Raw genomic sequence first — 13559 nt, 5'->3', positions numbered from 1 at the left:
CACGCCGCACCCGACGAGGCCCCTGGCAGGCGCGACGCCCGCCAGGGGCCCTCGCCGTGTGCGGGCCGTTCCCGGCACGCGCCGCACTTCAGTGTGCGCACCGATGGGCGGGGGAGCCGCTCACACCGTGTTCCGGGCTTCGTGTGCGAGCACGCGTTGCCGGGCCAGCCGGACGGCGGCGATGAGCGCGTCGGCATCGAAGGTTCCGTAATGCCGGCGCCCGTTGACGAAGAAGGTGGGCGTTCCCACGGCGCCGCTCAGTTCCGCCGAGGTCACGTCCTCCTCTATGTGCCGCAGTCCCCGCCCGGCCTTCATGTGGCGGTCGAACCTGTCGATGTCCAGCCCGAGCCGTTCGGCGTATCCGACCAGATCCGCGGCAGTGAGCTGGTCCTGGTGCCGCAGGAGCAGGTCGTGCATCTCCCAGAACTTGCCCTGTTCTCCCGCGGCCTCGGCGGCCTCCGCCGCCTGCTGCGCATGCGGGTGCACATCGGGCAGCGGCAGATGGCGCCACACGTAGCGCACGTCGTCGCGACCCGCCAGCATCTCCCGCAGAGCGGGTTCGGCCCGACCGCAGTGGGGGCATTCGAAGTCCCCGTATTCGACGACGGTGATCCGGGCGTCCAGGGGGCCGCGTACGTGGTCCCGGACGGCATCCACCGGGGTGACCAGGTCGGTGAGCGGCCGGGCCCGCCCCAGCAGGGCACGGGCGCGGCGTCGTGGGGACATGAGCCGTAGGGCGCCGGTGGTGATCCAGCCGAGGACCGTGGCTCCGACGACGGTCGACAGAATGGCTGTCCGCGCGTACGCCAGGTCGTTGCCGGTGAACGCCTTCGAGGCGATGAGCAGCGACACGGTGAACGCCGATCCCGATACGGCGCCTCCCACGGTCGCCGCCCCCCATCCGACATGGGGTCGCAGCCGGCCGCCGGACAGGGCCGTCACCAGGGACAGTGAACCGACCACTCCGACGACCTTCCCCACGAGATATCCGCAGACGATGCCCCAGGCGATGGGCGAGGCGAAAGCCGCGGAGACCGTCTTGAAGCTCAGCGGCACACCGGAGTTGGCGACGGCGAAGAGAGGGAGAACCGCACAGTTCACCCAGGGGGTGAACTTCCGCTGGAGGTGGTCGTTCTGCGAGATGGCGGCGATGAGTCCGCGCACCGCCGACTGCTGCATCTCCGCGGTCGGCTGCTCCCGGAAGCCCCGGACCAGGCCGGTGGCGCGTTCGAGATCGTCGCGTCCCGCCGGTGCGGTGATCACCAGGAGGCCCACCGTCAGACCGGTCACGACGGGATCGACGCCCGCCTTGAGGAGGGCGCACCACATCACCGAGGAGACCGCGCAGCACAGCACGCCACTGCGGAAACGCGCCAGCCGCATCCACACGATGACTCCGGCGGCCACGCACGCGATCAGGAAGGGGAGCACTCGGAACCCCTCGCCGTAGAACACGGCGATGACGACGAGTGCCACGACGTCGTCCATCACCGAGATCGACAGCATGAAGGCACGCAGTGAGGACGGGAGACGGGTCCCGACGAGAGTGAGGATCGCCAGGGCGAAGGCGGTGTCGGTCGACATGGCCACGCCCCAGCCGTGCACACTCGGCAGGCCGGCGTTGAAGGACACGAAGATCAGAGCGGGTACGGCCATGCTGCCGATGCCGCCGATCGCGCAGAGCAGCACCCATTTCCGGTCCCGCAGCTCGCCCTTGTCCAGCTCGCGGCGCGCGTCGAGCCCGACGAGGAAGAAGAACAGCGCCATGAAGCCGCTGTTCGTCCATTCCCGCAGTGTCATTCCGAGCGCATACGGCCCGACGGTGACGGACAGCCGTGCCGACCAGGTGGCCTCATACGTGTCAAGGCTCGTGTTCGCCCAGACCAGCGCGGCCAGCACCGCCGCGACGAGCAAGGCGGTGGCACCGTTTTCCGAGCGGGTGAACGCGCGCCAGCGCTGCAGGGCCATGCTCTGATCCCCTCGAACCGGGCGGCTCAGTCGTCGTACGCGGTGGACAGGCTCAGCTCGCGCCAGGTGTCCAGCTCGCGTCCGACGAGTTCCAGCTTCGCCTCCACCCGGCGGACGCTGTCCGCGCCGAGCTGCAGGCGCAGCGGTGGCTCGTCCGTCGCCGCGAGGGCCAGGATGGCCCGCGCCGCCTTGGCGGGGTCGCCGGGCTGGGCGCCGCTGGCCGCGAGGAACGCCGGCTGACCGGCGTGCACCGTCGCCTCGTAGGCGGTGAGCGGCTCGGCGGCCGTGGTGCGGATGCTCGACCCGTCCAGGAAATCGGTGCGGAACGCGCCGGGCTCCACGACGTGCGCGCTCACACCGCTGCCCGCGAGCTCGGCCGCGAGGGACTCGGTGACGGCCTCCACCGCGAACTTCGTCGCGGCGTAGACGCCCGAACCCGGCAGTGCGGTGAAGCCACCCACCGAGCTGATGTTGACGACGCGGCCGGATCCCTGACGCCGCAGCACCGGGAGGACCTGGCGCGTGACGTTGAGCAGGCCGAAGAAGTTCACGTCGAAGAGCGCCCGCGCCTCCTCGTCGCTGGTCTCCTCCACCGGGCCGAGCAGACCGTACCCGGCGTTGTTCACGAGCACGTCGATCCGCCCGAAGCGGGCGACGGCCGCTTCCACCGCCGCGGCGGCCTGAGCCTCGTCCCGCACGTCCAGCGGCACCACGAGGACCTGGTCCGACGCGAGGCCGGTGACGGCGTCAGGGGCGCGTACGGCGGCGACCACCTGCTCACCGGCGGACACGGCGGCCTCCACGACGGCACGTCCGAGGCCACGGGAAGCGCCTGTGACAAACCAGACTGACATCACTTGTCTCCTACATTTCGCTTACAGAGGAAAGTCACCTGTGTCGCGGTTCAAAGATGAGGGCCGGCGCGTGCGGCTTCCAGGGTGTGACGCAGCCCCCTTGACCCGGGACGCGGCGTCTAACCTGAACGGTATGAAGGAGCGCAACGAGCTGGGGCAGTACCTCAAGGCCAGGCGGGCCCGGATCACCCCCGCGCAGGCAGGGCTCATCGAAGGCACCGGCTACCGGCGGGTTCCCGGCCTGCGCCGCGAGGAGGTCGCCGCGCTCGCCGGCCTCAGCGCCGACTACTACGCCCGGCTGGAGCAGGGCCGGGAGCGACACCCTTCGACCAGCGTGCTGAAGGCACTGGCCCGGGTGCTGCAGCTCAATCCCGACGCCCAGCGCTACCTCTTCGCGCTCGCCTCCCCCGATGCGGTCGGCCGGCCCGCCGGGCCCGCCGCCCGGGAGCCCGGACCGAATCTGCTGGCCCTGCTGGACGACTGGAACGCCCACCCGGCGATCATCACGGACCGCTGCATGAACGTGGTCGCCGCCAACGCGCTCGGTGCCGCCCTCTACGACGGCCACCCGCACCGGGACAACCTCGCCCGTCTGCTGTTCATCGACGACGCCTCCCGTACCTTCTTCCGTGACTGGGACACCGTCGCGGCCTCCACCGTGGCCGCCCTGCGCGCCGCCGCCAGCCATCGCCCCGGCGACCCCGAACTGAGGTCCCTCGTCGGCGAACTCACGCTGCACAGCGGGGACTTCACCCGCCACTGGCAGCAGGCGGAAGTGCACGAGAAGACGTCGGGCACGCTGCTGCTGCGGCACCCGCAGGTCGGTGACCTCGACCTCGCCTACGAGACGCTGCGGCCCAGTGCGTCCCCGGACCTGCTGCTCAAGGTGTACCGGGCGCGCCCGGAGTCGAGCACCGGCGACCGGCTCGCCATTCTCGGCAGTCTCACCGCCTCCCCCCGGCGCGGACAGCGGTCCTCCGACTCCGGACTGCCTCGGTCCGCCGCCGAGGAGAGGGCCGCCGAGCCGCCCTCCGGCAGCTGAGTCCCGCCGCGGCGGCGCTCAGCCGGTTCGGGTGCCGTGGGTGAGGAGCCTGCTGCCGTGCACGAGCCGGGCGAGCGGCTCCAGGCGGTCGAGGGCGTCGCCGTCCAGGACCACGTCGACCGCGGCGGCGTTCTGCTCCAGCCGGCGCACCCGCTTGGTACCGGGAATCGGCACGATCGGCACGCCCAGTCGCTCGGACTGGGCGGAGACCCAGGCCAGGGCGACCTGGGCGGGGGCCAGGCCGCGTTCCGCGGCGATCGCCCGCACGGTGTCGGCGATGCGGAGGTTGGCCTGATAGTCGCTGCCTCCGAACCGGGCGTTCCGCGCGCGGACGTCGTCCGCCGTGATGGCGTTGGGGTCGAACGTGCCGGTCAGGAATCCCCGGCCGAGGGGTGAGTACGGCACCAGGCCGACGCCCAGCTCGGCCATGACCGGGGTCACCGCCTCGACGTCGCGCGTCCACAGCGAGTACTCGCTCTGCACGGCGGTGATGGGGTGCACGGCGTGGGCCCGGCGCAGCAGTTCCCCGTCGACCTCGGACAGGCCCAGGTGGCGCACCTTGCCGGCTTTCACGAGGTCGGCCATGGCGCCCACCGTCTCCTCGATCTCGGCGTTCTGCGGTGGCCGGTGCAGGTAGTACAGGTCGATGACGTCGACGCCCAGCCGGGTCAGGGACGCCTCGGCGGAGCGTTTGACGTACGCGGGGTCTCCGCGGAACGTACGTGCGTCGTCCCCGGAGCTGCGGTCGATGCCGAACTTCGTCGCGATGCGGACGTCCTCGCGGCGGCCGACGACACCGCGGCCGAGGAGAACCTCGTTGTGGCCGCTGCCGTACTGGTCGGCGGTGTCGAACAGGGTGATGCCCAGGTCGATCGCACGATGGATGGTGGCGATCGACTCGTCCCAGTCGGCCGGCCCGTAGTACTCGCTCATGCCCATGCATCCGAGGCCCTGCGCCGACACGGTCATCGCACCGAGTGCCACTGACTTCATCATCGAGCTTCCTCCTTGCCCGCGGGTGCCCCCCTGTGGGAACGACGCCGCCGGGAGGCCCCGGCCGGTCCGTGGCCCTCGCCGCGTCGCCAGGGTTCCCAGTCTCGCGGCCCACGGACCGGGAGGCTGTCGGGCGCTCCCCACAGTGCGCGGTCGGGCCGCCCCCAGGCGCTGATATGGCTCGCACTCCAAGCCGGAAATCTTGACTTCACTGAAGTGACAATGATGACTGTGCCACACACGATAACTGACATAGTTATGGCCCATGAGGCTCGATGATGTGTTGCCCGAGAAGACCCTGCGAAGGCTGGTGCGGAGTGGTCTCTTTCCGCTGCGCGTGATCGCGGCGGTCTACTGGCTGTCGCTCGGCTGGCTCCTCCACCGACCGGACCGCGAGGAGAGGGAGACGCTGCGCATCGCGCGGGCCACCGCTGCCGCCGCTGCGGGAACGGAGCGTGCCCGTTCGGAGCCGACCGCGGCGGGTGCGGCGCACGAGTGAGTGAGCCGGGCCGCCCCCCGGACGATCCAGGGTGTGCCGCACCCAGGGACACCTACGTCCTGGTTGGCGGGCCGGAGCATCACCAGACTCGACGGTGTCGGGAGCGAGCGTGTGGTTCGCGCTCCTCACACATGACATCAAGGAGTCATCAGCGTGGCACTCAGCAGGGAACAGGGCACCGCGGCCGGGACCCGGATGAACCGCGTCCTGACTCTCCTGTTCGCCGTGGCGGGTGGCGCCGCGGTCGGCAACCTCTACTACGCGCAGCCCCTTCTGCGGGACATCGCGGATTCGCTGCACGTCGGTGAAAGCTCCACCGGGCTGCTGGTCACCGCGGTCCAGGTCGGGTACGCCCTCGGGATCGTGCTGCTGGTCCCCCTCGGTGATCGCCGGGACCGGCGCCGGCTCGTACCGCTCCTCATGGTGCTGTGCGCGGTCGCCCTCGCGTTCTGCGCGGTCGCGCCCGGGGCCCCGCTGCTGGCCGCGGCGTTCGTCGCCGTGGGCCTGACGACCGTGTCCGGGCAGGTGCTGGTCGCGTTCGCGGGCGACCTGGCGGGCGACGCCGACCGGGGGCGCGTGGTGGGCGTGGTGGTCAGCGGTCTCGTGACCGGCATCCTCGTCGCCCGCGTCGTCAGCGGACTGATCGCGGACGTGGCCGGCTGGCGCGCCGTGTACGTCTTCGCCGCGGGGGTCATGGCCGTGCTGGCTGTCGTCCTGTACCGGGTGACACCCTCGCTCCCGGCGAAGACGGCGATGCCGTACCGGCAGTTGCTGCGCTCCACGGCCGCCCTGCTCAAGGAGCCCGTGCTGCGCGTGGCGGTCGCTTTCGGAGCGATCGGGTTCGCCACCTTCACCCTGTTCTGGACCGCCCTCACCTTTCTGCTCAGCGGTCCCGCCCACGACTGGTCCACGGCCGGGATCGGCCTGCTCGGGGTGGTCGGGCTGGTGGGGTCGCTGGCGGCCCAGGGGTCCGGGCGCCTTCACGACCGGGGCCGGTCCGTGCCGGTGACCGGCTGGTCCTGGGTGGTGGCGATCGCGGCCTGGCTGTGCGGAACCCTCGGCGCGCACGGCTTCGCCTGGCTGATCGTCTCGATCGTGGCGCTGGACGTGGCCACCCAGTCGCGCAACATCCTCAACCAGGCGCGCGTCCTCGCGCTGTCGCCGGACGCGCGCAGCCGCATCAACACCGTCTACATCTGCGGCAACTTCTGCGGCGGGGCGCTCGGTTCGACCGCTGCCACCGCGCTGTGGGCGGCCGGCGGCTGGAGCGCGATCTGCTGGACAGGAGCCGGCCTGTCGGCGCTCGGCCTGCTCATCTGGGCGCCCACGCGCGCACTCATGACAGCGGAAACAGCACAAGCACACTGAAGTCGGGAGAAGACATGAGGCACACCAAGCTCGCGGGACTGGACGTCGCCCGTATCGGCCTGGGCTGCATGGGCATGTCCGCCTATTACACGGGCGCGGGTACCGACGACCAGGAGTCCGTGCGCACCATCCACCGCGCGCTGGACCTCGGCGTCACGCTGCTGGACACGGCGGACGTGTACGGCCCGCACACCAACGAGGAACTGGTGGGACGGGCGCTCGCCGGCCGCCGGGACGACGTCGTACTCGCCACCAAGTTCGGTCTGGTCTCCTATCGCGCCGACGGCGCGCGGCAGCAACGGGACAGCACACCGGCCAACATCCGGCTGGCGGTGGAGGGATCGCTGCGCCGCCTGGCCACGGACCGGATCGACCTGTACTACCAGCACCGCGTCGACCCGGACGTGCCGATCGAGGAGACCGTGGGCACGCTGAAGGAACTCGTGGAAGAGGGCAAGATCCGCCACATCGGCCTGTCGGAGGCCTCGCCGCAGACCATCCGCCGCGCTCACGCCGTCCACCCGATCACCGCCGTACAGACGGAGTACTCGCTGTGGACGCGGGACGTCGAGGCGGAGATCCTGCCGGTGCTGCGTGAGCTGGGCATCGGGCTCGTCCCCTACGCGCCGCTGGGACGCGGGTTCCTCGCGGGCGCCGTCCGCAGCGTGGACCAGCTGAACGGGGACGACTTCCGGCGGACCATCCCCCGGTTCGCCGACGCCAACCTGGCCGCGAACCTGCGGATCGCCGACGAAGTCGGCGCCGTGGCCGAGGAGCTGGGCGCCACCTCCGCCCAGGTCGCGCTGGCCTGGCTGCTGGCGCAGGGCGACGACGTGGTCCCGATCCCCGGCACGAAGCGGGTGGACCGCCTGGAGGAGAACGCCGGCGCGGACGGCCTCCGTCTCAGCAGCGCGCAGCTGTCCCGGCTGGACGCCCTCGGTGGCCCGGCGGGCGAGCGCTACGGCGAGGCGAACATGACCGCCATCGACCGGTGAGACAGGACATCGCGGCCTGAGCGAGGCGCCACCGCCGGGAAACGGCACCACCCTTCCGCAACGCCGCCGAGAAGCGGCACCGACCCTGAGAGAGAAGCCTTTCATGAGCACCGACTCCCTGTCCGACTACCGCCTTCTGGGCCGCTCCGGACTCCGTGTCTCCCCCCTGTCCCTGGGCACCATGACCTTCGGCGACGACTGGGGCTGGGGCGCCGGGGCCGAGGAGGCCCGCCGCATCTTCGACCTGTACGTCGACCGGGGCGGCAACTTCGTCGACACGTCCGTGAACTACACCGACGGCTCCGCGGAGCGCCTCCTCGGGGAATTCGTCAAGGGCAAGCGGGACCAGGTCGTCATCGCCACGAAGTACACGATGGCCCGTGAGCGGGGGAACCCCAACTCGGGCGGCAACCACCGCCTCAACATGGTGCGGTCGCTGGAGACCAGCCTGCGCAACCTCGGGACCGATCACATCGACCTGTTCTACCTGCACGGCTGGGACGACACGACCCCGCACGAGGAGGTCATGCGGGGCCTGGACGACCTGGTGCGCAGCGGCAAGGTGAGCTACATCGGCATCTCCAACACCCCGGCCTGGCGCGTCTCCGCCATGCAGACGCTCGCCGACCTGCGCGGCTGGACACCGCTGATCGCGCTGCAGATCGAGTACAGCCTGATCCAGCGCACCGTGGAGCACGAGCTGATCCCGATGGCGCGCGAGCTGGGTCTGGGCGTACTGCCGTGGTCCGCGCTCGGCGGCGGCCTGCTCACCGGCAAGTACAGCCGCGCGGACCTGGCCGAGCAGGAGCACCAGAACTCCGCGTCCGGTTCCCGCAAGGGCGTGATCGCCGCCTCCGGCAACCTGACCGAGCGCGGTGTGAGCATCGCCGAGGTGGTCAAGGAGATCGCCGAGGAAGTGGACGCCGGCCCCGCCCAGGTCGCGCTGGCCTGGACCCTGCTCAACCCGGCCGTCGTCTCCCCGGTCCTCGGAGCACGCACCGTACGCCAGCTGGAGGACAACCTCGGGGCTCTCGACGTGGTCCTCGGCGAGGAACACGTCACGCGTCTCGACGCAGCCAGCCGCCCCGACCCGGTCTTCCCCCACGGCTTCGTCTCCACGCCCATGGTGCAGGACCTCATCTTCGGCGGCGCCCGCGTCGCCACCCGGCACCGGCCCTGAACCAGACGCTTCCACGCGACCACCCCGATTCCGACGAAAGGCAATCGTGAAACGCAGTTCCACCACCTCGCTGCTCACGGTCACCGCGCTGGCCGCCTCGCTGACGCTCCTGGGCGGCCAGGCGCTGGCCGCGGACCCGGCGCTGACCGACGTCCACACGATCAGGCACCTGGACCTGGCGGCCGGTGAGCAGCCGGAGAACCTGACCGTCGGACGCGACGGCTCCGTCGACCTGACGATGTCCTTCGCCCGGCGCGTCGAGCGACTGACCCCCGACGGACACCTGACCACGTCGGCCACCCTGCCCGCCCCGCCGGAGGGAACCGACGTCCCGCTCATCGGCCGGGCCTTCGTGGGCGGCATCGTGCACGCACCGGACGGCACGCGGTACGTCACCTACGCCGCCGGCACCGACGCCCTGACGGGCGTGTGGCGGCTGCCCCGGCACGGCGCCCCCCGCCGCGTGGCCGCCCTGCCGGCCGCCGCCATCCCCAACGGCCTCGCCCTGTACCGCGGCCGGCTGTACGTGAGCGACTCCGCGCTCGGCGCGGTATGGCGGGTCCCCGTGGGCGGCGGCACCGCCACGGTCTGGTCGCGGGCTCCCGAACTGGGCGCCGCGCCGGGGAAGTTCGGCGCCAACGGACTCAAGGTGCACCGCGGCGCCGTATGGGTCGCCAACTTCGACCGGGGCACGCTGCTGCGCATACCGGTCGGCCACGACGGCACGGCCGGCCCCGCCCACGTCGTGGCGGACGGGCTGGGCCCGGCCGACGACTTCGACTTCACCGGGCACGGCGACGACACCCTCGTCGCCACCAACCCCGGCAACGAGGTCGAGCTGGTCCGCGGGGACGGATCGCACAGCGTCGTCCTCACCGCCGCCGACGGACTGAGCAACCCCACGGCCGTCGCCGTGCGCGGCGACCGGGTGTACGTCACGAACGCCGCCTACTTCACCGGCGCCGATCCCAACCTTCTCGGTGCGCGGCTGACCGGCCGTCCCTGACCACCGCGGCCGGCCGCGCGTCCCCGGCGGTCGCCATGCCGCCGCACCGGTCGCACCGCGCCGCGCGCTTCCCAGGGGCTCGCCCGTCCGCTTATTCTAGGTAGACCGACCTACCTAGAGAGACGGGCGAGACAGACGTGAGCACCACGGACAGCGCGCGGCGGCGACCGGCCCGCGAACGCCTCCTCGCGGCGGCGGCCCGCCGCTTCTACGCCGACGGCGTGGCGGCGACGGGCATCGACACGATCACCGCCGAGGCCGGCGTGGCGAAGATGAGCCTGTACAACAACTTCTCCTCCAAGGCCGACCTCGTCAGGGCCTACCTGGACGCCCGGCACGAGGAGTGGCTCGGCCTGTACCGGGCCCGGCTGGAGCACGCCCGGGACCCGCGGGAGGGCGTGCTCGCGGTGTTCGACGCCTACGCCGACCACGCGGCCTTCGCCTACGAGCGCGGCTTCCGCGGCTGCGGACTGCTCAACGCCGCCGCCGAGCTGCCGGCCGGCGACGAGGGCCGGGCCGTGGTGCGCGCCCACAAGGAGGAGGTGGAGCGGCTGATCGCCGGCCACCTGGAGGAGCTGCTGCCCGGGCGCCCCGAGGAGGCCCGGGCGACGGCCGAGCACCTCGCCTTCCTCCTGGAGGGAGCGATGGCCCGCGCCGGCCTGGAGGGCGACGGCGACCGCCTCCGGCACGCCCGCGCCATGGCGGCGACCCTCCTGGACCGGCTGTGAGCCGGTCCGCCGGGACCGGCGCGCTGTGCGTGCTGGCGGCCTCCGTCCTGTGGGGTACGACGGGTACGGCCGCCACGTTCGCCCCGCAGGTCGGCCCGCTCGCCATCGGCGCCGTCGCCATGGGCCTGGGCGGACTCCTCCAGGCCCTCGTCGCCGCCCGGCCGATCGCCCACCACGCACCCCGGCTGCGCGGGCAGCGCGGCACAGTACTGCTCGGCGCCGCCTCCGTCGCGGTGTACCCCCTGGCGTTCTACAGCTCGATGCACCTGGCCGGAGTCGCCGTGGGCACCGTGGTGTCCCTCGGCACCGCCCCGCTCGCCTCGGCCCTGATCGAACGCGTCGTGGACGGCCGCCGGCTCACCCGCCGCTGGTCGAGCGCCGCCGCCCTGGGCCTGCTCGGCACCGCCCTGCTGTGCGTCGCCGAGGCCGCGCACCCGGGGGAGGGCACGGGCCGGGCGTCCGTGGCCGCCACGCTCCTCGGAGTGGGCCTCGGCCTGGTCGCCGCCGCCACCTACGCCCTCTACTCGTGGGCCGCGCACCGGCTCATCACCCGCCGGATCCCCTCCCGCGCGGCGATGGGCGCCGTCTTCGGACTCGGCGGACTGCTCCTGCTGCCCGTCCTCCTGACCACCGGCGCCCCGCTCATCGCCTCCTGGCCCAACGCGGCGGTCGGCGCGTACATGGCCGTGATCCCCATGTTCACCGGCTACGTCCTGTTCGGCCGGGGTCTCGCGCACGTACCGGCCAGCACCGCCACCACGCTCTCCCTGCTGGAGCCGGCCGTCGCGGCCGTACTCGCGGTCCTGGTCGTCGGCGAACGCCTCCCCGCCGCGGGCTGGGCGGGGACGGCCCTGGTCATCGCCTGCCTGATCGTCCTCACCGCCGCACCCCGCCGGCGCAGGCACGCCGAGGGCCCGGCCGGAGCGCCCCGCGAAGAAGCCACGCCGGTCACGGCCGGCCCCGCCACGGCCCCCGACCGGGAGAACAGCACCGGGTGAGGGCGGCCGGCACGCGGTTACGGCGCCGGGTCCTCCTGCGTGTGCCGGACCGCCTGCTTCACGGCCTGCTCCAGCTCGTACCGCGATCCGCCCTCCCGCACCGCATACGCGGACAGGGCGGTCTGGAACGCCTCGGCCGCCCCTCGCCACGCCCGCCACTGGGCGTCGTACTGCTCACCGCACAGTCCGGCCAGCTTCGCGCGCTCCGCTTCACAGGAGCGCTCCAGCTCGACCAATTCATCCGGAATGTCTGTCACACAAGGATGCTATGCAGGGCATCACCGGGGCGCCCGTCAGCACCTCGTGCCGGCGGCTGCGGTGACCGCGACCGCAGCCGCCCGCCCGCTCACTCCACGGCCGCGCCGAACCACCGGGACAGGTGGCCGGACAGATCCCCCTGGTCCTCGCCGACCCAGGCCACATGGCCGTCCGGCCGCAGCAGCACCGCGGGCACGTCCAGTTCCTCGCTGACGTCGGCGACATGGTCGACCCGGTCCGCCCAGCCCGCCACCGAGAGCCGGCCGGTCCGGTCGAGCAGCAGGCCCCGTCCGCCGTGCATCAGACCGTAGAGGCGGCCCCGCTTCAGCTGGACGTCCCGCAGGCGCCGGCCGAGCAGGTCGTGCCCCTCGCCGAGGTCGTAGCGGACGTCGACCGCGGTGATGATCCCCGTGATGTACCGGTTCACCTCCTCGAAGTCCATCAGCCTGCCGAACAGCTCCCGCAGCGCCGTCGCCCCCGGATCGGTCCCCAGCAGCGTCATCTGGGCCCGCGTGTTGTCCAGGACGGCGGCGCCCGCCGGATGCCGTTCGGCGTGGTAGCTGTCCAGCAGGCCCTCCGGCGCCCAGCCGGCCACCTCGGCGGCCAGTTTCCAGCCGAGGTTGAACGCGTCCTGGACGCCGAGGTTGAGCCCCTGCCCCCCGGTCGGCGGGTGGATGTGCGCCGCGTCGCCGGCCAGCAGCACCCGGCCGGACCGGTAGCGCTCGGCCTGCCGGGTGGCGTCACCGAACCGGGACAGCCAGCGCGGGGAGTGCGCCCCGAAGTCGGTGCCCGCGACGGCCCGCAGCCGCGCCTTGAACTCCTCCAGGGTCGGCGCGGCCGTACGGTCCTCCGCCACCCCGTCGGCGGGCACGCCGATGCGGTACACGCCCTTGTTCCCGTCCACGTCGGGAAGGGCACCGAACCGCAGCTGGGTCTTTCGGACCTCCTCGACGACGGCGGCGATCGTCTCCGGGTCCTCGGTCACCTCCATGTCCCCCAGCAGCGTCTCAACCTTGGAGGGCTCGCCGGGGAAACCGACGCCGAGCAGCTTGCGCACCGTGCTGCGGCCGCCGTCGCAGCCCACGAGGTACCGCGAGCGCAGCCGCGTGCCGTCCGCGAGTTCGGCCGTCACCCCGTCCGCGTCCTGGCTCAGCCCGACCACCTCGCGGCCCCGCCGGATCTCGGCCCCGGTCTCCAGGGCACGTTCGTTCAGCAGCCGCTCGGTGGCCTGCTGGGAGATGGCGAGGCCGTACGGATGAGCGGTGTCCAGCCGGTCCGGCCACGGCTTCATCACGCCGCCGAAGAGCCCGCCGACCCGGAACTTCTCACCGGCCGCCAGGAACCGGTCGAGCAGGCCGCGCTGGTCCATCATCTCCACGCTGCGCGCGTGCAGACCGCGTCCGCGGGACTGTGCGGTCGGCTCGGTCAGCTTCTCCAGCACCACCACGTGTACGCCGTGCAGCCGCAGTTCGCAGGCCAGCATCAAGCCGGTCGGTCCGCCGCCGACCACGAGCACGTCGATCATCAAGGCCCCCCCGTTTTCCGCAGGTTCTGGTCGAGGCCGGCGATTCTGCAACATCACCGGGGCCTTGCCGCAAGACCCCCCGTGCGCTATACGTTGAGAGTGGCAAGGAGCGCATGACCTCCTTGCCTTTCTCATGTGTGCCTTT

At 72.2% G+C, this 13559-nt stretch carries 13 protein-coding genes; 8 read left to right on the top strand and 5 right to left on the bottom strand.

Going from position 1 to position 13559, the window contains the following annotated elements; all coding sequences use genetic code 11:
• Nucleotides 1–120: 120 nt before the first annotated feature.
• Nucleotides 121–1968 carry a Na+/H+ antiporter NhaA gene (locus ABZV94_RS09855; protein WP_356339103.1) on the bottom strand — a complete coding sequence of 616 codons (1848 nt, stop codon included), beginning with the start codon at nt 1966–1968 and terminating at the stop codon, nt 121–123.
• A gap of 26 nt (nt 1969–1994) precedes the next feature.
• A complete protein-coding gene (locus ABZV94_RS09850; RefSeq protein WP_356339101.1) occupies nt 1995–2822 on the bottom strand; it encodes an oxidoreductase in 828 nt (275 codons plus the stop codon).
• Between the two features lie 133 nt (nt 2823–2955).
• On the opposite strand from ABZV94_RS09850, the gene ABZV94_RS09845 reads away from it, so the two are divergent.
• Nucleotides 2956–3864, top strand: coding sequence for a helix-turn-helix transcriptional regulator (locus tag ABZV94_RS09845; protein ID WP_356339099.1), 909 nt, complete (start codon nt 2956–2958; stop codon nt 3862–3864).
• Nucleotides 3865–3882: 18 nt separating this feature from the next.
• Here the strand turns inward: ABZV94_RS09845 and ABZV94_RS09840 are convergent, their stop codons facing one another.
• Complete coding sequence (locus ABZV94_RS09840; RefSeq protein ID WP_356339097.1) at nt 3883–4860, bottom strand: aldo/keto reductase; 978 nt, start codon at nt 4858–4860, stop codon at nt 3883–3885.
• 262 nt (nt 4861–5122) lie between these two features.
• Between ABZV94_RS09840 and ABZV94_RS09835 the strand changes: the two genes are divergently transcribed.
• The 7 genes from ABZV94_RS09835 (at nt 5123) to ABZV94_RS09805 (ending at nt 11631) form a co-directional block, all read left to right on the top strand.
• Nucleotides 5123–5356: a hypothetical protein gene (locus ABZV94_RS09835; RefSeq protein WP_356339095.1), complete on the top strand. Its 234-nt coding sequence runs from the start codon at nt 5123–5125 to the stop codon at nt 5354–5356.
• 153 nt (nt 5357–5509) lie between these two features.
• Nucleotides 5510–6724 carry an MFS transporter gene (locus ABZV94_RS09830; RefSeq protein ID WP_356339093.1) on the top strand — a complete coding sequence of 405 codons (1215 nt, stop codon included), beginning with the start codon at nt 5510–5512 and terminating at the stop codon, nt 6722–6724.
• A 14-nt stretch (nt 6725–6738) separates the two neighbouring features.
• On the top strand, nt 6739–7719 hold the full coding sequence (locus ABZV94_RS09825) for an aldo/keto reductase (protein WP_356339091.1): 981 nt from the start codon (nt 6739–6741) through the stop codon (nt 7717–7719).
• Between the two features lie 103 nt (nt 7720–7822).
• Nucleotides 7823–8899: an aldo/keto reductase gene (locus ABZV94_RS09820; RefSeq protein WP_356339088.1), complete on the top strand. Its 1077-nt coding sequence runs from the start codon at nt 7823–7825 to the stop codon at nt 8897–8899.
• 46 nt (nt 8900–8945) lie between these two features.
• On the top strand, nt 8946–9905 hold the full coding sequence (locus ABZV94_RS09815) for a hypothetical protein (protein WP_356339086.1): 960 nt from the start codon (nt 8946–8948) through the stop codon (nt 9903–9905).
• A 137-nt stretch (nt 9906–10042) separates the two neighbouring features.
• Nucleotides 10043–10633 carry a TetR/AcrR family transcriptional regulator gene (locus ABZV94_RS09810; protein ID WP_356339084.1) on the top strand — a complete coding sequence of 197 codons (591 nt, stop codon included), beginning with the start codon at nt 10043–10045 and terminating at the stop codon, nt 10631–10633.
• Between the two features lie 29 nt (nt 10634–10662).
• Nucleotides 10663–11631 (top strand): DMT family transporter, encoded by a 969-nt coding sequence (locus tag ABZV94_RS09805; RefSeq protein ID WP_356339177.1) that lies wholly within the window; start codon nt 10663–10665, stop codon nt 11629–11631.
• Nucleotides 11632–11648: 17 nt separating this feature from the next.
• Here ABZV94_RS09805 and ABZV94_RS09800 read toward each other — a convergent pair whose 3' ends face one another.
• Both ABZV94_RS09800 and rox read right to left on the bottom strand, forming a co-directional pair.
• Nucleotides 11649–11888 (bottom strand): hypothetical protein, encoded by a 240-nt coding sequence (locus tag ABZV94_RS09800; RefSeq protein ID WP_356339082.1) that lies wholly within the window; start codon nt 11886–11888, stop codon nt 11649–11651.
• Nucleotides 11889–11977: 89 nt separating this feature from the next.
• Nucleotides 11978–13414, bottom strand: a complete 1437-nt coding sequence (rox, locus tag ABZV94_RS09795; RefSeq protein ID WP_356339080.1) for a rifampin monooxygenase — start codon at nt 13412–13414, stop codon at nt 11978–11980.
• Nucleotides 13415–13559 lie beyond the last annotated feature (145 nt).

The organism is Streptomyces sp. NPDC004658 (assembly GCF_040609555.1).
Taxonomy (GTDB): domain Bacteria; phylum Actinomycetota; class Actinomycetes; order Streptomycetales; family Streptomycetaceae; genus Streptomyces.
Note: the sequence above shows the minus strand (reverse complement) of the source record. Positions and strands in the feature narration are given on the sequence as shown.